The 17,771-nt window shown below is 71.3% G+C and carries 12 protein-coding genes; 11 read left to right on the top strand and 1 reads right to left on the bottom strand.

Annotated elements, in window-relative coordinates; genetic code table 11:
* Positions 1 to 349 precede the first annotated feature (349 nt).
* The 7 genes from ADK41_RS26300 (at position 350) to ADK41_RS26270 (ending at position 11,311) form a co-directional block, all read left to right on the top strand.
* Positions 350 to 2,044, top strand: a complete 1,695-nt coding sequence (locus ADK41_RS26300) for an extracellular solute-binding protein (RefSeq protein WP_030824942.1) — start codon at positions 350 to 352, stop codon at positions 2,042 to 2,044.
* Positions 2,045 to 2,071: 27 nt separating this feature from the next.
* Positions 2,072 to 3,106, top strand: coding sequence for an ABC transporter permease (locus ADK41_RS26295; RefSeq protein ID WP_030824944.1), 1,035 nt, complete (start codon positions 2,072 to 2,074; stop codon positions 3,104 to 3,106).
* Complete coding sequence (locus ADK41_RS26290; RefSeq protein WP_030824947.1) at positions 3,103 to 4,038, top strand: carbohydrate ABC transporter permease; 936 nt, start codon at positions 3,103 to 3,105, stop codon at positions 4,036 to 4,038. The genes ADK41_RS26295 and ADK41_RS26290 overlap by 4 nt, the downstream gene beginning before the upstream one ends.
* Before the next feature lie 145 nt (positions 4,039 to 4,183).
* Positions 4,184 to 6,382: a WD40/YVTN/BNR-like repeat-containing protein gene (locus ADK41_RS26285; RefSeq protein ID WP_030824950.1), complete on the top strand. Its 2,199-nt coding sequence runs from the start codon at positions 4,184 to 4,186 to the stop codon at positions 6,380 to 6,382.
* Positions 6,382 to 8,352, top strand: a complete 1,971-nt coding sequence (locus tag ADK41_RS26280) for a beta-galactosidase (protein WP_030824953.1) — start codon at positions 6,382 to 6,384, stop codon at positions 8,350 to 8,352. The genes ADK41_RS26285 and ADK41_RS26280 overlap by 1 nt, the downstream gene beginning before the upstream one ends.
* Complete coding sequence (locus ADK41_RS26275; RefSeq protein WP_030824956.1) at positions 8,349 to 10,562, top strand: glycosyl hydrolase family 95 catalytic domain-containing protein; 2,214 nt, start codon at positions 8,349 to 8,351, stop codon at positions 10,560 to 10,562. Before ADK41_RS26280 ends, ADK41_RS26275 begins: the two co-directional genes overlap by 4 nt.
* A 35-nt stretch (positions 10,563 to 10,597) precedes the next feature.
* Positions 10,598 to 11,311 carry a glycoside hydrolase family 12 protein gene (locus ADK41_RS26270; RefSeq protein ID WP_030824959.1) on the top strand — a complete coding sequence of 238 codons (714 nt, stop codon included), beginning with the start codon at positions 10,598 to 10,600 and terminating at the stop codon, positions 11,309 to 11,311.
* A gap of 56 nt (positions 11,312 to 11,367) precedes the next feature.
* On the opposite strand, the gene ADK41_RS26265 is transcribed toward ADK41_RS26270, so the two are convergent.
* Entirely contained in the window at positions 11,368 to 12,378 is a 1,011-nt protein-coding gene (locus ADK41_RS26265) for a LacI family DNA-binding transcriptional regulator (RefSeq protein WP_030824962.1), read from the bottom strand.
* 318 nt (positions 12,379 to 12,696) lie between these two features.
* Between ADK41_RS26265 and ADK41_RS26260 the strand changes: the two genes are divergently transcribed.
* The 4 genes from ADK41_RS26260 to ADK41_RS26245 form a co-directional block, all read left to right on the top strand.
* Positions 12,697 to 14,646, top strand: coding sequence for an acyl-CoA dehydrogenase family protein (locus tag ADK41_RS26260; protein WP_030824965.1), 1,950 nt, complete (start codon positions 12,697 to 12,699; stop codon positions 14,644 to 14,646).
* 122 nt (positions 14,647 to 14,768) lie between these two features.
* Complete coding sequence (gene dxr / locus ADK41_RS26255; protein ID WP_030824968.1) at positions 14,769 to 16,031, top strand: 1-deoxy-D-xylulose-5-phosphate reductoisomerase; 1,263 nt, start codon at positions 14,769 to 14,771, stop codon at positions 16,029 to 16,031.
* An 8-nt stretch (positions 16,032 to 16,039) separates the two neighbouring features.
* Positions 16,040 to 17,332, top strand: a complete 1,293-nt coding sequence (locus ADK41_RS26250; protein WP_199821959.1) for a M50 family metallopeptidase — start codon at positions 16,040 to 16,042, stop codon at positions 17,330 to 17,332.
* Positions 17,333 to 17,524: 192 nt separating this feature from the next.
* Positions 17,525 to 17,771, top strand: a 247-nt coding sequence (locus ADK41_RS26245; RefSeq protein ID WP_158717664.1) for a flavodoxin-dependent (E)-4-hydroxy-3-methylbut-2-enyl-diphosphate synthase, incomplete at its 3' end; no start/stop codon positions are given.

Here is a 17,771-nt window from a genome sequence, read left to right as displayed (position 1 = left end):
CCCTCGGGATGGAGCGGCGAGGCGCTTTCGAAGCGCTTCGATGCTCATTCGGGGCGGGGGTGGGTGTCAAGGGATCCAGGGCATCGGATCGAACGTCTCGGAGGTGATCCATGGACATGATGCCTGCATCGCGATCGTGCATACATCCGAGGAATCTTGGATGTGACCCTTGTGTGCCCCTGGGTGTTCACTTAACCTCGCAGCAACATCGAAGCGCTTCGACTGCGAGGCCCGCCTTTCCGGCGCACCTTCCGCCGAACCACCGCTTCGGCTCAGCCAGTTCCACTGAAGACACCACAGCCGACGGCCACCTGCCGGGTGTCCTGGTGCGCCATGAAGGGTTGACGCAATGACGCCGAATGCCGCCCCCAACTCCTCCGGACCGAGCCGGAGAAGCTTCCTCGCCTCCACGGCGGTCGCCACCGCAGCGGTGGCCGGGGGAATGCCGCTGCTCGCCGCGTGCGGCGGGTCCGACGGAGGTTCGCGGGACGGCACCACGTCGGGCAAGGACGCCAAGAAGATCCTCCCGGCGTACGTGGCGAGCAACGTGGTCACGCCCGACATCCCCAGCAAGAACGGCTCCGCGGTCGGCTTCACCAGCGAGCTCGACCTGGCGGGCCTGAAGACGTCGGTGCCGAAGAAGCTCGGCAAGGGCGGCAAGGTCACCGTCATGTCGCCGTTCTGGGGCTCCCCGCCCAAGGACGGCAACGCCTACTACACGTCGATGAACGACCTCATCGGCGTCGACGTGGTCTGGCAGAACCAGGACGGCAACACCTACGACCAGAAGCTCGGCGCCGTCCTCGCCTCCAGCGAGGTGCCCGACGTGGTGGTCGTGCCCGGCTGGAACATGACGGGCAAGATCCCCAGCGCCATCATCGGCAAGTTCGCCGACCTCGGCCCGTACCTGTCCGGCGACGCCGTCAAGGACTACCCGAACCTCGCGGCGATCCCCACCGACGCCTGGCAGCGGTCCATCTTCGGCGGCAAGCTGCGCGGCCTGCCCATGCCGTCCTCGTACGTGTCCGGCATCGTGCCGCTCTACCGCCAGGACATCTTCGAGAAGGAGGGCTACGAGGTCCCCCGCTCGTGCGACGAGTTCATGGCGCTGGCCAAGGAGGCCACCAACGCCAAGGCCAAACGCTGGGCCTGCCTGGACATGAAGTGGACCGCCTTCAACGCCTTCGGCGTGCTCTCCGGCAACGAGAAGTCACTCGGCTGGAACGAGGTCGACGGCAAGCTGGTCTACCGCATCGAGACCGAGGAGTACCTCGAGGCCCTGGAGTGGACGCGCAAGCTGTTCGCCGCCGGCGTGGTGCACCCCGACGCCGAGCTGGGCAAGAGCAACGCCAGCGACCCCGGCCCCAAGTTCGCCGCCGGTGAGTTCCTGATCTACAACCAGGACATGTCGCAGTGGTGGAGCCGCACCGCGGAGCAGGCCACCCAGAACCCCGAGTTCAAGATCTGGGGCATGGACTTCTTCGGGCACGACGGCGGCGACCCCACGCTGTGGGCGCAGAACCCGGCGAGCATCTTCGCCTTCGTCAACAAGAAGGCGTCCGAGTCCGTGATCCGTGACGTGCTGGCCGTCGCCAACGTCACCGCCGCGCCGTACGGCACCAAGGAGTACATGGCCACCAACTACGGCGTGGAGGGCACCCACTACACCGTCAAGGACGGCGTGCCCACCAAGACCGACCAGGGCAACGTCGACGTGATGAACGCCTACGTGATGGTCGCGAGCCCCGCCGCCACCATCGCCCACCCCGACTTCCCCGAGGTCGCCAAGGGACAGGTGGAGTGGCAGCAGCGGATGGGCGCCTTCACCAGGAAGCCGTCCTTCTACGGCATGCAGATCACCGAGCCCGGCCGCTGGACCAACCTCTCCAACGACTTCGAGCAGCTGGAGGACGACGTCGTCCGCGGCCGCAAGAAGGTCAGCGACGTGCAGCAGGCCGTCTCCGACTGGAAGAGCAAGGGCGGCGACGAGCTGCGCGACTGGTACAAGAAGATCCTCGACGAGAACGGCTCGGCGGCCGGCTGACCGGGTACCGAGGCAAGGAGAACCGCCGTGTCCCACAGCACGGTGCCTCGGACCGACACCGAGGCCGAAGCGAAGGAGAACCCCCCGGCGGCGCACGACGGCGCCACCGGGGGCACCGGGAAACCGCCCGCCGGGAAGCTCAGCCTGCGACTGAGGTTCAGACGCGACCGCGTCCTGCTGCTGATGACGCTGCCGGCGATCCTGCTGGTGCTGCTCTTCAACTACGTGCCGATCCTCGGCAACGTCGTCGCGTTCCAGGAGTACGACCCCTACATCAGTGACAACGGGGTCGTCTCCATCCTGCACAGCCCGTGGGTGGGCCTGGAGAACTTCCAGCGGATCTTCGAGGACTCCGCCTTCTGGAACGCGGTGCAGAACACACTGCTGCTGTTCTTCCTCCAGCTGGTGCTGTACTTCCCGATCCCCATCCTGCTCGCGCTGCTCATCAACAGCGTGGTCAGGCCCCGGGTGCGGGCGATCTCGCAGGCGGTCCTCTATCTGCCGCACTTCTTCTCGTGGGTGCTGGTCGTCGCCGTCTTCCAGCAGCTGTTCGGCGGCGCCGGGCTGCTGTCCCAGCTGCTGCGCGACCACGGGTACGACGGGCTCAGCCTGATGACCGACCCGGAGACCTTCAAGTTCCTGGTCACCGCGCAGAGCGTGTGGAAGGACGCCGGCTGGGGGATCATCGTCTTCCTCGCCGCGCTGGCCTCGGTCAGCCCCGACCTGTACGAGGCCGCCGCGATGGACGGCGCGAACCGCTGGCGCCGCATGTGGCACGTCACACTGCCCGCGCTGCGCCCGGTGATCGCCCTGCTGCTGGTGCTGCGCGTCGGCGACGCCCTGACGGTCGGCTTCGAGCAGATCCTGCTGCAACGCGACGCCGTCGGACCGGGAGCCTCGGAGGTCCTCGACACCTTCGTGTGGTGGAACGGCGTGCGCAACCAGGACTTCGGCTACGCGGCCGCCGCCGGTCTCGTCAAGGGCGTCATCAGTCTCGGCCTGGTCCTGATAGCGAACAAGGTGGCCCACCTCATGGGCGAGCAGGGGGTGTACAAGAAGTGACCGCCGTCATCGACAAGCCCGTGCGGACTCCCGGCCGGTGGGCGGCTCCGCCCCGGCCGGTGTGGGAGGAGGCGCCCAGCCGGGCCGGCCTCGCCGGCAAAGGGCTGGTCCTGCTCCTCGCCTGCCTGGCCATCCTGTTCCCGCTGTGGATCGTCGTCGTCACCAGCCTGTCCTCACGGAAGACCATCGACGAGGCCGGCGGGCTGGTGATGATCCCGAAGGACATCACCTTCGTCGCCTACCAGGAACTGCTCAGCGGCGGCCAGGTCACCCGCGCCACGCTCGTCAGCCTCGGCGTCACCCTCGTGGGCACCGTGTTCTCGATGGCGGTGTCGGTGCTGTGCGCCTACGGGCTGTCCCGCACCGGCTCCCTGGGCCACCGCTGGCTCCTCATGGTGCTGCTGGCCACGATGTTCTTCAGCGCCGGCCTCATCCCCACCTACCTGCTGGTGCAGTCCCTGGGCCTGACGGACACCTACCTCGCGCTGATCCTGCCCAGCGCGATCAGCGTCTTCAACATCCTGGTGCTGCGCGGCTTCTTCATGGGCATCTCGCAGGAGCTGATCGACAGCGCCCGCATCGACGGCGCCGGGGACCTGCGCATCCTGCGGCAGATCGTGCTGCCGCTCTCCCGCGCGGTCGTCGCGGTGATCACGCTGTTCTACGCCGTCGGGTACTGGAGTGCCTGGTTCAACGCCTCTCTGTATCTCAACGACCAGGACATGCTGCCGCTGCAGAACGTCATGATCCAGCTCGTGCAGAAGCAGGAGGCGCCGGTCGGGCTCGGCCAGGCGATCAAGACCGGTGAGCTGTCCGGTCTCGCCGTGCAGATGGCCGTCATGGTGATGGCGTTGCTGCCGGTTGCCGTGTTGTCGCCGTTCGTCCAGAAGCACTTCAAGAAGGGGATGCTCACCGGCGCCGTCAAGGGCTAACGCCCTGAGTCGTGGGGGAACTCGCGTGGTCTTTCGGCCGCCGGTTCGTTGTGGCTGGTCGCGCCCACGCGGCGGAGCCGCATATCGGACACAGCCCCGCGCCCCTCAGGTTCTCCACTCACCCCCGATTACGAGGTCTCCTGTCATGTTCGCGTCCTCCTTGAGTCGGCGTGCCGTTCTCGCCGGAGCGGCGGCCGTCGCCGCTGTCGCCGGTGTTCCCGTTCTCGCCGGCCAGGCGTCGGCCGCCGGGTCCTCCGCCTACCGCTGGCGCAACGTCGTCATCGGCGGGACCGGGTTCATCACCGGTGTGCTGTTCCACCCTCGTGTGCGTGGGCTCGCCTATGCCCGGACCGACATCGGGGGCGCCTACCGCTGGGACGACCGGCGCGACCGCTGGGTCCCGCTGCTCGACCACATCGGGTGGGACGACTGGAACCTGCTCGGGGTCGAGGCGATGGCGGTCGACCCCGCCCACCCGGACCGGCTCTACCTGGCCTGTGGCACCTACGCCCAGTCGTGGGGGAGCAACGGCGCCGTCCTGCGTTCGGACGACCGCGGCGCCACCTGGCGGCGCACCGACCTCACCGTGAAGCTCGGCGCCAACGAGGACGGCCGGGGCGCCGGTGAGCGGCTCCTCGTGGACCCGCGCGACAGTGACACCCTGTGGCTGGGCACCCGGCACGACGGACTGCTCAGGTCCACCGACCGGGGCGCCACCTGGGCGCCGGCGACCGGCTTCCCGGCCACTCCGTCCGCCACCGGCCAGGGCGTCACGTTCCTGGTCGCCGCCGGGCGCACCGTCTACGCCGGCTGGGGCGACGGCGGCGGTGCGAACCTGTTCCGCACGGCCGGCGGCACCACCTGGGAGGCCGTGCCGGGGCAGCCGTCCGGCACCGCCGCACGCGTGCCGATCCGGGCCGCGTACGACCGGCACACCCGCGAGCTGTACGTGACCTACGCCGACGCGCCCGGCCCCAACGGCCAGTCCGACGGCAGCGTGCACAAGCTGCGCACCGCCGGCGGCGGGTGGACCGAGGTCACCCCGGTGAAGCCGGGCGGGACGACGGAGGAAGGCTCCGCCGACACCTTCGGCTACGGCGGGGTCGCCGTCGACGCCCGCCGCCCCGGCACCGTCGTCGTCTCCACCAACAACCGCTGGGCGGCGGTCGACACGCTGTACCGGTCCACCGACGGCGGTCGCAGCTGGCGCTCGCTGAAGGACACCGCCGTGCTCGACGTCTCCGAGACGCCGTACCTGGAGTGGGGCGAGGACAAGCCCAAGTTCGGCTGGTGGATCCAGGCCCTCGCCCTCGACCCGTACGACTCGGAGCACCTCGTGTACGGCACCGGCGCCACCCTCTACGGCACCCGGGACCTGCGCCACTGGGCCCCGCGGATCCGCGGTCTGGAGGAGGCGTCCGTGACCCAGCTGGTCTCGCCCCCGGCCGGGAGGGCGCACCTGATCAGCGGGTCGCGGGACATCGGCGTGATGTACCACGAGCGGCTCACCTCGTCCCCGGCGCACGGCATGGCGACGAACCCCGTCTTCGGCTCGGCGACGGGACTCGCGCAGGCCGCGCGCAGACCGGCGTACGTCGTCCGGGCGGGCTGGGGCGAGAACGGCAACGGGGCGTACTCCCACGACGGCGGGCGGACCTGGGCGCCCTTCGCGGCCCAGCCCTCCCTCGCCGAGGACGCGCCGGGGCCGATCGCCGCCAACGCCGACGGCAGCGTGCTCCTGTGGTCCTTCGTGCACTGGGACGGAACGAAGTACCCGGCCCACCGCTCGGCGGACAACGGCGCCACCTGGTCCGAGATCCCCACCTTCCCGAAGGGCGCCACCCCGGTCGCCGACCCGGCCGACCCGGCGCTCTTCTACGCGTACGACACCGACACGGGAACGCTGCTCGCCAGCACCGACAAGGGGCGTTCCTTCACCGCCCGGGCGACCGGGCTGCCCTCCGGCGACAGCCAGTTCAAGCTGGCCGCGGCCCCCGGCCGCAGCGGCGACCTGTGGCTGAGCACCAAGGGGAACGGACTGTACCGGTCCACCGACGGAGGCGGGAGCTTCGCCAAGGTGGAGAGCTGCCGGGCTTCCCACACCCTCGGCTTCGGCAAGGCCGCCGCCGGCGCCGGATACCCCGCGGTCTACCTGGTCGGCTCCACCGAGGCGATCACCGCCGTGTACCGCTCCGACGACGAGGCGAGGACCTGGGTGCGCATCAACGACGACGACCACCAGTGGGGCTGGACCGGCGAGACCATCACCGGCGACCCGCGCGTGTACGGCCGGGTCTACCTCGCCACCAACGGGCGCGGCATCCAGTACGGGGAGCCCGTCTGATGCCGGACCTGAGCGATGTCACCCGCGGCCGCCTCCTGTACGGCGGCGACTACAACCCCGAGCAGTGGCCCGAGGAGGTCTGGCCCGAGGACGTCCGGCTGATGAAGGAGGCCGGGGTCAACTCCGTCACCCTCGGCGTCTTCTCCTGGTCGAAGCTCGAACCCCGCCCGGGGGAGCGGGACTTCGGCTGGCTGGACCGGCTGATGGACCTGATGCACGACAGCGGCGTCGGTGTCGTCCTCGCCACCCCGACCGCCTCCCCGCCGCCCTGGATGGGCCACCTCCACCCCGACACCCTGCCCCGGGACGCGGAGGGCCGGACCGAGTGGTGGGGCGGACGCCAGCACTTCTCGCACTCCAGCGCCGTCTACCGCCGGTACGCCGCCGCCATCACCGAGGACCTGGCCGCCCGCTACGCCGGCCACCCGGCCCTCACCCTGTGGCACATCAACAACGAGTACTGCACCTACGACTTCGGCGACGAGGCCGCCGCCCGCTTCCGCTCCTGGCTGCGCCACCGCTACGGCACCCTCGACGCCCTCAACACCGCCTGGGGCACCGCCTTCTGGAGCCAGGGCTACGGTGACTGGGCCGAGGTGCTGCCGCCCCGCCACGCGCACTACCTGAAGAACCCCACCCAGGTGCTGGACTTCAAGCGCTTCACCTCCGACATGCTCCTGGAGTGTTACACCGCCGAACGCGACATCGTCCGCCGGCACACCCCGCACCTCCCGGTCACCACCAACTTCATGCCGCTGTGGGCGGGGCAGGACGCCTGGCGCTGGGCCGAGGAGGAGGACGTCGTCTCCGTCGACCTCTACCCCGACCCGCGCGACCCGCTCGGCGCCCAGAGCGGCGCCCTGGTCCAGGACATGACCCGCTCCCAGGCCCGCGGCCCGTGGATGCTGATGGAACAGGCGGCCGGAGCGGTCAACTGGCGGCGCGTGAACCGTCCCAAGCCGCGCGGCCTCAACCGCCTGTGGTCCCTCCAGGCCGTCGCCCGCGGCGCGGACGCCGTCTGCTACTTCCAGTGGCGTCAGTCCCGGCAGGGCGCGGAGAAGTTCCACTCCGGGATGGTCGGCCACGCCGGCGAGCAGGGGCGTACGTACCAGGAGGTCAAGCGGCTCGGCGCGGACCTGGCCCGGATCGCCCCGCACGTCAGCGGCGGCCGGATCACCGCCGATGTCGCCGTGCTGCACGACTGGCACTCCTGGTGGGCCGGCGACCAGGAGGCCCGGCCCTCCCACGAGGTCGACTACCCGCGGGTCCTGAGCGCCTGGCACCGCGCGCTCTGGCAGGCCGGCCTCACCACCGACTTCGCCCACCCCGGACACGATCTGTCCGGCTACCGGCTGGTCGTCGTCCCGCAGCTCTACCTCCTCACCGACGCGGCCGTCGACAGCCTGCTCGCCTACGTGCGCGGCGGCGGCACCCTCGTCTGCGGCTTCCTGACCGGCGTCGCCGACCAGGACGACCGGGTCCGGCCCGGCGGCATGGACGCCCGGCTGCGGGAACTCTTCGGCATCCGCACCCTGCACGAGTGGTGGCCGCTGGAGCCGGGGGAGACCGCCGACTGCGAGGGCGGCCTGCGCGGCACCCTGTGGTCCGAGGAACTGGAGCCCGACGGCACCGCCGACGAGACCGTCCCCTACGAGGGCGGGGAACTCGACGGACTGCCCGCCGTACTGCGCAAGGGCCGTGCCTGGTACGTCTCGACGCTCCCCGAACCGGAGGCGCTGCGCGCGCTGCTGACCCGCGTCGCCACCGGCGCGGGCGTGCGGCCGGCGCTCGACGGACTCCCGGACGGAGTCGAGGCGGTCCGCCGCGGGGACCTGCTGTTCCTGCTCAACCACGACCGGGAGCCGGTCACCGTGGACGTCCCGGGAACCCACCACGACCTGCTGACGGAGGCGACCGTGACCGACCGGATCACCCTCGGCCGCTACGGCGCGGCGGTGCTGAAGCCATGAGCGCCACGCCCGTGCACGGAACCTGGGAGCCACGACCGGCCGCCCGCTGGGAGGACGCCTTCCTGAGCGGCAACGGCCGCCACGGCGCCCTCGCGTTCGGCGATCCGGACGACGACCGGACCGTCGTCACCCATCACACCCTCGTCCGTCCGGGCGAGGGCGACGGCCACAACCGGCTGCCGCCCCGGCTGGCCGACGGCCTGCCCGGCCTCCAGGACCGGCTGCTCGCCGGTGACCCGACCGCCGCCGAGGGCTTCACCGACGGCCGCCCGCTCCAGTGGGTGCAGCCCTTCCACCCCGCCTTCCAGCTCCGGGTGCGCCGCCCGGACGGCGACCCGGACCGGGGCGGGTACCGCCGCACGGTCGACTTCGCCACCGGCGTCGCGGAGGCCACCCGCGCCGACTGGACCAGCCGGGTCTTCGTCTCCCGCGCCGACGACGTGATCGTCCAGCACGTCACCGGCCCCGGACTCGCTCTCGACGTCTCCCTGGACCACAGGCTCCCCGGCGCCCCCACCGGTCTGGGCGTCGGCCACGGAGCCGTCCTCACCCCCGAGGGCGCGCTGCTGAGCCTGCGCGCCCGCTACCCGGGCAGCGACCTCGCCTGCACCGGCGTCACCCTGGTCGTCGTCACCGGCGGCCGGACGGCGCTCGCCCCGCCGGGCGTGCGCGTCGAGGGCGCCCGGTCCGTGCTGCTGCTCACCCGGGTGCGGCGGCACACCGGGGAGACCGACGTGGTCGCCGAGGGCCGTGCCCTGCGCGATCTGCTCGACGACGCGCCCGGGACCCCGTACGACGACCTCCTCGCCCGTCATCTGCCCCTGCACCGCACCGCCTACGAGCGCGTCACCCTCGACCTGGCCGCCGACCCGGGCGAACGCGCCCTGCCGGGATCCGAGTTGCTCACCCGGCCGCACAGCGCCGCCCTGCTCGAGAGGCTCTTCGCGGCCGGCCGCTACCATCTGCTGTCCTCCAGCGGCCTGTTCCCGCCCCGCCTCACCGGGCTGTGGACCGGCGACTGGGACACCGCCTGGTCCGGCGCCTTCACCAACGACGCCAACCTCAACCTCCAGACCGCGTCCGCCGCCGCGGCGGACCTCCCCGAGGTCACCGAGGCGCTGGCCGCCCTGATCCGGCGGCAGTTGCCCGACTGGCGGGACAACGCCCGCGCGGTCTTCGGCGCCCGGGGCGTCGTCGCGCCCGCCCACAGCGACGGCGAGTCGGGGCACTCCTACCACTTCAGCCGCGAGTACCCGCTGCACCTGTGGACCGCCGGCGCCGACTGGCTGCTCAAGCCCCTCGTCGACCACGACGAGACCCGTGGCGAGCGCGATCCGCACACCGCCGCCGTGCTCGCCGAAGTCGCCTTGTTCTACGAGGACTTCCTCACCCGCACCGACAGCGGGGGACGGCCGGCCGTCGTCCCCTCCTACTCGCCCGAGAACCGGCCCGCCAACGCGAGCTGGGGCGCCGTCAACGCGGCCATGGACCTCTCCGCGGCCCGGCACGCCCTGCGCACCGCCGCCGCGTACCACCCGGAGCACGCCGACCGCTGGCGGGCGCTCGCCGACCGGCTGCCCCCGCACCGGATCAACGCCGACGGCGCGCTCGCCGAATGGGCGTGGCCCGGCCTGGAGGACTCCTACGACCACCGCCACCTCAGCCACCTCTACGGCGTCTGGCCGCTGGACGAGATCACCCCCTACGACACCCCGGACCTGGCCGACGCCGCCCACCGCGCCCTGGAACTGCGCGGCGCCGAGAACGACTCCGCGCACGGCCACCTGCACCACGCGCTGATCGCGGCCCGTCTCCGGGACGGCGAGCGGGTCGCCCACGCGCTCGGCCAGGTCCTCGACGGCGACTTCTTCCACGCCTCCCTGATGAGCGCGCACTACCCGCACCGCCACGTCTACAACGCCGACGCCGCCCACACCCTGCCCGCCGTGCTGATCGAGGCGCTCGTCCAGTCCACCCCCGACCGGCTGGTCCTGCTGCCGGCGCCGCTCCCGGCGTATCCGAGCGGCGCACTGCGCGGGATCCGCACCCGGTTCGGCGCCTCACTCGACCTCACCTGGTCCCCGGACGGCGCCACCGCCGTCCTGCGCCCCACCCGCACCCACCGCATCGACCTGTGGACTTCCGCCGGCGCCGAGCCGCTCGACCTGGTCGCCGGAGAAGACCGCGTCCTGACGCCGAAGACGCGGTGACCCCCGCAATTCCCCCCACCCATGGAAGGAACCCCATGGCACCGAGCACCCTGAGCAGGATCACCAAGGCCCTGCTGGCACCCGCCCTCGCGTTCGGCGCGACGGTCGGCCTCGCCTCCGCCCCCGCGCACGCCGCCGTCTGGAGCTCCTGCGACCAGTGGGGCAACACCGGCCTGAACGGCTACACCCTCTACAACAACATCTGGGGCTCCGGCGCCGGCGCCCAGTGCGTCTGGGCCAACTCCGGCACCAACTGGGGCGTGTGGGCCGACCACCCGGGCACCGGCGGCATCAAGTCCTACCCGAACTCCAAGAAGGTGATCAACAAGTCGATCACCTCCCTGACGTCGCTCACCAGCAGCTACCGCGTCACCGTCCCGTCCTCGGGCGCGTACAACACCTCGTACGACATCTGGGACACCGACTACGACTACGAGATCATGCTGTGGGTCAACCACAACGGGGCCGTGGGCCCGCTCGGCAGCGCGCAGGGCACCGTGAGCCTCGGCGGCCACACCTGGAACGTGTACAAGGGGACCAACGGCGTCAACGAGGTCTTCTCCTTCCTGCGCACCTCGGACTCGAAGTCCGGCACCGTCGACATCCTCCCGATCCTCAAGTGGATCAAGGACACCAAGGGCTGGATGGGCAACGAGACCATCGGTGACGTGCAGTTCGGCTACGAGATCACCTCGTCGGCCGGCGGGCTGGACTTCCGCACCGACAACCTGACGGTCAGCGGCGGCTGACCCGCGTCCCGAGCGGCGAGGGGCCGGTCCCGCCGGCCCCTTCGCGCGCGGGCCGGCTACTGGACCGGGGCCGGGCCCGAGCTCGCGCGGACCGTCAGTTCGGGCGCGATCAGCACGACCTCGTCGCCGCCCCGCCCGTCGAACTTGGCGACCAGCTGTTCCACGGCGATCCGGCCCATCTCCTGTGCGGGGACGGCGACCGACGTCAGCCGCACCGAGGCCTGCACGGCGACCTGCTCCGGGCAGATGGCGACCACCGAGACGTCCTCGGGCACGGCCCGCCCCTGCTGCCGCAGCAGGGCGAGCAGCGGTTCCACCGCCGACTCGTTCTGCACGACGAAGCCCGTGGTGCCGGGACGCTCGTCGAGGATCCGGGCCAGGGTCACGGCCAGCGCGTCGTACCCGCCCTCGCACGGCCGGTGCAGCAGTCGTACTCCCAGCTCGCGGGCCCGGCCGCGCAGCCCGTCCAGGGTGCGCTCGGCGAAACCGGTGTGCCGCTCGTAGACCGCCGGGGCCTCGCCGATGACGGCGACGTCGTGGTGCCCCCGCTTCGCCAGGTGCTCCACGCACAGCGCGCCGGTGGCCTTGAAGTCGAGGTCGACGCAGGTCAGCCCGGTGGTGTCGGCGGGCAGTCCGATGAGCACCGCGGGCCGGTCGGTCTCCCTGAGCAGCGGCAGCCGTTCGTCGTCGAGTTCGACGTCCATCAGGATCATGCCGTCGGCGAGTCCGCTGCCCGCGACCCGGCGCACCGCGTCCGGGCCCTCCTCGCCGGTGAGCAGCAGCACGTCGTACCCGTGGGTGCGGGCCGTGGTGGCCACCGCGATGGCGATCTCCATCATCACCGGCACGTACATGTCCGTGCGCAGCGGGACCATCAGCGCGATGACGTTCGACCTGCTGCTGGCCAGGGCGCGGGCCCCGGCGTTCGGGTGGTAACCGAGCTCGCGGATGCTCCGCTCGACCCGTTGCCGGGTGTTCACGGAGATGGACCGCTTGCCGCTGAGGACATAACTCACCGTGCTCGCGGAGACTCCGGCGTGCTGGGCGACCTCGGCGAGGGTGACCATCCAGTCTCCAAGCTTGTGAAGCGCTTCGACAGTGCGCGCAATGTGCAGGGCAGGTGAGAGTGGTTCGACAGTAGTCCCAGAGGATCACGGGTGTCCATAGGCTATCGAAGCGCTTCGACAGCTTTCTCCGGAGCCGAGTCGAGCCGGGAGGGGCGCCGGAGGAATTGTCCCTCACCCCGACCGCCCGCCGAAGCGCGGGAGCGTCGGCCGTACGGCCGCACGAAGGGTGGCGGGGCGGCTACGGATCGGGTACATACGATCGAGTAGCACCCATCGGTCATGCAATGACACCGTCCCCTTCGCGGCGAGGTGAGCCTCATGTCCGCAGTACCCGAGACACCCCGGTCTCCGTCTCGACCCACGGTCACCGAACGGGAGGCCCGTCAGGTGGCGGAGGCCGCCCGGGAACAGGACTGGCGCAAGCCCAGCTTCGCCAAGGAACTGTTCCTCGGCCGCTTCCGGCTCGACCTGATCCACCCCCACCCCCTGCCCGCCGACGAGCACGTCCAGCGCGGCGAGGAGTTCCTCGCCAAGCTCCGCGACTTCTGCGAGACGAAGATCGACGGCGCCCGGATCGAGCGCGACGCCCTGATCCCCGACGACGTGATCACCGGGCTCAAGGAGCTCGGCGCCTTCGGCATGAAGATCGACACCAAGTACGGCGGCCTCGGCCTCACCCAGGTGTACTACAACAAGGCCCTGGCCCTGGTCGGCTCCGCCAGCCCGGCGATCGGCGCGCTGCTCTCCGCGCACCAGTCGATCGGCGTCCCGCAACCGCTGAAGATCTTCGGCACGCGGGAGCAGAAGGAGACGTTCCTGCCGCGCTGCGCCCGCACCGACATCTCGGCCTTCCTGCTCACCGAGCCGGACGTGGGCTCGGACCCGGCACGCCTGGCCACCACCGCCGTCCCCGAGGGCGAGGAGTACGTCCTGGACGGCGTGAAGCTGTGGACCACCAACGGGGTGGTCGCCGACCTCCTCGTGGTCATGGCGCGCGTACCGAAGTCCGAGGGCCACCGGGGCGGCATCACCGCGTTCGTGGTCGAGGCGGCCTCCGAGGGCGTCACCGTGGAGAACCGCAACGCCTTCATGGGCCTGCGCGGGCTGGAGAACGGCGTCACCCGCTTCCACCGGGTCCGCGTCCCCGCCGCCCACCGCATCGGCGAAGAGGGGCAGGGCCTGAAGATCGCCCTGACCACGCTCAACACCGGCCGGCTCTCCCTGCCCGCGATGTGCGTCGGATCCGGCAAGTGGTGCCTGAAGATCGCCCGCGAGTGGTCGGCGGCCCGGGAGCAGTGGGGCAAGCCGGTGGCGCTGCACGAGGCCGTCGGCTCCAAGATCGCGTTCATCGCGGCCACCACCTTCGCCCTGGAGGCCGTGGTCGACCTCTCCTCGCAGATGGCCGACGAGGACCGCAACGACATCCGCATCGAGGCCGCCCTCGCCAAGCTGTACGGCTCGGAGATGGCCTGGCTGATGGCCGACGAACTGGTCCAGATCCGCGGCGGGCGCGGCTTCGAGACCGCCGCGTCCCTGCGGGCGCGCGGCGAGCGGGCGGTCCCGGCCGAGCAGATGCTGCGCGACCTGCGCATCAACCGCATCTTCGAGGGCTCCACGGAGATCATGCACCTGCTGATCGCCCGCGAGGCCGTCGACGCCCACCTGTCCGTCGCCGGCGACCTGATCGACCCGGAGAAGTCCCTCGGCGACAAGGCGAGGGCCGGCGCGGGCGCGGGCCTCTTCTACGCCAAGTGGCTGCCGAAACTCGTCGCCGGACCCGGACAGCTCCCCGGCGCCTACGGCGAGTTCAAGCATGGCGTCGACCTCTCCCCGCACCTGCGCTACGTCGAGCGCACCTCCCGCAGGCTCGCCCGCTCCACCTTCTACGCCATGTCCCGCTGGCAGGGGAGGATGGAGACCAAACAGGGCTTCCTGGGCCGGATCGTCGACATCGGCGCGGAACTGTTCGCCATGAGCGCCGCCTGCGTCCGCGCGGAACTGCTGCGCGGCCGGGACGAGAACGGCCGCGAGGCCTACCAGCTCGCCGACGCCTTCTGCCGCCAGGCCCGCATCCGCGTCGAGGAGCTCTTCGGACGCCTGTGGTCCAACACCGACGACCTCGACCGCAAGGTCGTCAAGGGCGTGCTCTCCGGCACCTACGAGTGGCTGGAACAGGGCGTCATCGACCCCTCCGACGACGGCCCCTGGATCGCGGACGCCACCCCGGGCCCCTCCCGGCGGGAGAACGCCCACCGCCCGATCCGCTGATCCGCGCGGACGGCGCGGAGGGGACGCCCCGGGAAACCGGGGTCTCCCCTCCGCGCGGGGGCACGCGCCGGGCCGCCGGGGCGGGGCTTCGGCCGTGCGCGCGACCCGACACAATGGGGCCCATGACCGACGCTCCAGCCCCCCTCGCCGACCCGCACCTCGTCTACGACCCCGTGGCGGGAGACGGACCGAAGGACGTGGTGATCCTCGGCTCCACCGGGTCGATCGGCACCCAGGCCATCGACCTCGTGCTGCGCAACCCCGACCGCTTCCGGGTCACCGGCCTGTCCGCCAACGGCGGCCGGGTCGCCCTCCTGGCCGAGCAGGCCCGCCTGCTGCGGGTGCGCACGGTCGCCGTCGCCCGCGAGGACGTCGTACCGGCGCTGCGCGAGGCGCTGTCCGCGCAGTACGGGGCGGGGGAGCCGCTGCCCGAGATCCTGGCCGGGAAGGACGCGGCCACCCACCTCGCCGCCTCCGACTGCCACACCGTGCTCAACGGCATCACCGGCTCCATCGGCCTCGCCCCGACCCTCGCCGCCCTGGAGGCGGGCCGCACCCTCGCGCTCGCCAACAAGGAGTCGCTCATCGTCGGCGGCCCGCTGGTCAAGACGCTCGCCGAGCCCGGTCAGATCATCCCGGTCGACTCCGAGCACGCCGCCCTCTTCCAGGCGCTGGCCGCCGGCACCCGCGCCGACGTCCGCAAGCTCGTCGTCACCGCCTCCGGCGGCCCCTTCCGCGGCCGCACCAGGGAGCAGCTGGCGGACGTCACCGTCGAGGACGCCCTCGCCCACCCCACCTGGGCCATGGGCCCGGTCATCACGATCAACTCCGCGACCCTCGTCAACAAGGGCCTGGAGGTCATCGAGGCGCACCTGCTGTACGACATTCCCTTCGACCGCATTGAGGTCGTCGTGCACCCGCAGTCGTATGTCCACTCGATGGTTGAGTTCACGGACGGATCGACACTGGCCCAGGCGACGCCCCCCGACATGCGCGGGCCCATCGCCATCGGCCTCGGCTGGCCCGAACGGGTCCCGGACGCCGCCCCGGTCTTCGACTGGAGCAAGGCGTCCACCTGGGAGTTCTTCCCCCTCGACGACGAGGCGTTCCCCTCGGTGAACCTCGCCCGGCACGTCGGCGAGCTCGCGGGAACCGCCCCGGCGGTGTTCAATGCCGCGAACGAGGAGTGCGTGGAGGCGTTCCGCGCCGGCGCGCTGCCCTTCAACGGGATCATGGAGACCGTCACCCGGGTGGTCGAGGAACACGGCACCCCGGCGGCGGGAACTCCACTGACCGTGTCGGACGTCCTCGAAGCGGAGACCTGGGCGCGGACGAGGGCCCGGGAACTGACCGACCGGACGGCGAGCGCGGAGGCGCGTGCATGACGACCCTGATGTTCATCCTCGGCATAGTCGTCTTCGCGGCCGGCCTGCTGTTCTCGATCGCGTGGCACGAGCTGGGCCATCTGTCCACGGCCAAGATGTTCGGCATCCGCGTGCCCCAGTACATGGTCGGCTTCGGCCCGACCCTCTGGTCGCGCAACAAGGGCGAGACCGAGTACGGCGTCAAGGCGATCCCGTTCGGCGGCTACATCCGCATGATCGGCATGTTCCCGCCCGGCCCCGACGGCCGGCTGGAGGCCCGCTCCACCTCACCGTGGCGCGGCATGATCGAGGACGCCCGCTCCGCCGCCTTCGAGGAGCTCAGGCCCGGCGACGAGAAACGCCTGTTCTACACGCGCAAGCCGTGGAAACGGGTCGTCGTGATGTTCGCGGGCCCGTTCATGAACCTGGTCCTCGCCGTGGCGCTGTTCCTCACGGTGCTGATGGGCTTCGGCATCCAGCAGCAGACCACCACCGTCAGTTCGGTCTCGCAGTGCGTGATCGCGCAGAGCGAGAACCGCGACGAGTGCGAGAAGTCCGATCCCCGGTCCCCGGCCGCCGCGGCCGGGATGAAGGCCGAGGACAGGATCGTCGCCTTCGACGGCGTCCGGACCGAGGACTGGGGCACCCTCTCGGACCTCATCCGCGACAGCGCCGGCAAGCAGGTGCCGATCGTCGTCGACCGCGACGGCCGGGAGGTGACCCTCCAGGCGACGATCGCGACCAACATGGTCGCCAAGAAGGACGGCGACGGCGCCTACGTCGAGGGCGAGTACGTCAAGGCCGGCTTCCTCGGTTTCAGCGCGGCCACCGGCGTCGTCAAACAGGACTTCGGGGACTCCGTGGTCTGGATGACCGACCGGGTGGGCGACGCCGTCGACTCCCTCGCCGCCCTGCCGTCCAAGATCCCCGCCCTGTGGGACGCCGCCTTCGGCGACGGCCCGCGCGAACCCGACTCCCCGATGGGCGTCGTCGGCGCGGCCCGGGTCGGCGGCGAGATCGCCACCCTCGAGATCCCCGCCTCACAGCAGATGGCCATGTTCGTGATGCTGCTCGCGGGCTTCAACCTCTCCCTGTTCCTGTTCAACATGCTCCCGCTGCTGCCGCTCGACGGCGGACACATCGCGGGCGCCCTGTGGGAGTCGCTGCGCCGCAACCTCGCCAAGGTGCTGCGCCGCCCCGACCCCGGCCCGTTCGACGTGGCGAAACTGATGCCGGTGGCCTACGTGGTGGCCGGGGTCTTCGTCTGCTTCACCCTCCTCGTCCTGATCGCGGACGTGGTGAACCCGGTGCGGATCTCCTAGCCCCCGGACCGCGGCGCCCGCCGTTCACGACGGCCCGGAACCCCTGGGGTTCCGGGCCGTCGCCCTTTGGGCGGGTTTACGGCGGCGATGTGCCCGAGCGTTGGCCGGTGCCGTAATCTCGGAGCCCGGAGCCCGGAGCCCGCTGCTCACGGGGAGCCGGACCTTGATCCACGACTTGGGGTTGCACAGCAGATGACTGCGATTTCTCTCGGCATGCCGTCCGTTCCGACCAAGCTCGCCGAGCGCCGGAAGAGCCGGCAGATCCAGGTCGGATCCGTGGCGGTGGGCGGGGACGCCCCCGTGTCCGTGCAGTCGATGACGACCACGCGCACGTCCGACATCGGCGCGACCCTCCAGCAGATCGCCGAGCTCACCGCGTCCGGCTGCCAGATCGTGCGCGTGGCCTGTCCCACGCAGGACGACGCCGACGCCCTCCCGG

The organism is Streptomyces caelestis (assembly GCF_001279005.1).
Taxonomy (GTDB): Bacteria; Actinomycetota; Actinomycetes; order Streptomycetales; family Streptomycetaceae; genus Streptomyces; species Streptomyces heliomycini.
This window is presented reverse-complemented; position numbering and strand designations above follow the sequence as displayed.

Bases quoted from the DNA above. Each gene is read 5' to 3' on its own strand.
- ADK41_RS26300 (WP_030824942.1), top strand. From the start codon at position 350: ATGACGCCGAATGCCGCCCCCAACTCCTCCGGACCGAGCCGGAGAAGC.
- ADK41_RS26285 (WP_030824950.1), top strand. From the start codon at position 4,184: ATGTTCGCGTCCTCCTTGAGTCGGCGTGCCGTTCTCGCCGGAGCGGCG.
- ADK41_RS26280 (WP_030824953.1), top strand. From the start codon at position 6,382: ATGCCGGACCTGAGCGATGTCACCCGCGGCCGCCTCCTGTACGGCGGC.
- ADK41_RS26275 (WP_030824956.1), top strand. From the start codon at position 8,349: ATGAGCGCCACGCCCGTGCACGGAACCTGGGAGCCACGACCGGCCGCC.
- ADK41_RS26270 (WP_030824959.1), top strand. From the start codon at position 10,598: ATGGCACCGAGCACCCTGAGCAGGATCACCAAGGCCCTGCTGGCACCC.
- ADK41_RS26265 (WP_030824962.1), bottom strand. From the start codon at position 12,378: ATGGTCACCCTCGCCGAGGTCGCCCAGCACGCCGGAGTCTCCGCGAGC.
- ADK41_RS26260 (WP_030824965.1), top strand. From the start codon at position 12,697: ATGTCCGCAGTACCCGAGACACCCCGGTCTCCGTCTCGACCCACGGTC.
- dxr (WP_030824968.1), top strand. From the start codon at position 14,769: ATGACCGACGCTCCAGCCCCCCTCGCCGACCCGCACCTCGTCTACGAC.
- ADK41_RS26250 (WP_199821959.1), top strand. From the start codon at position 16,040: ATGTTCATCCTCGGCATAGTCGTCTTCGCGGCCGGCCTGCTGTTCTCG.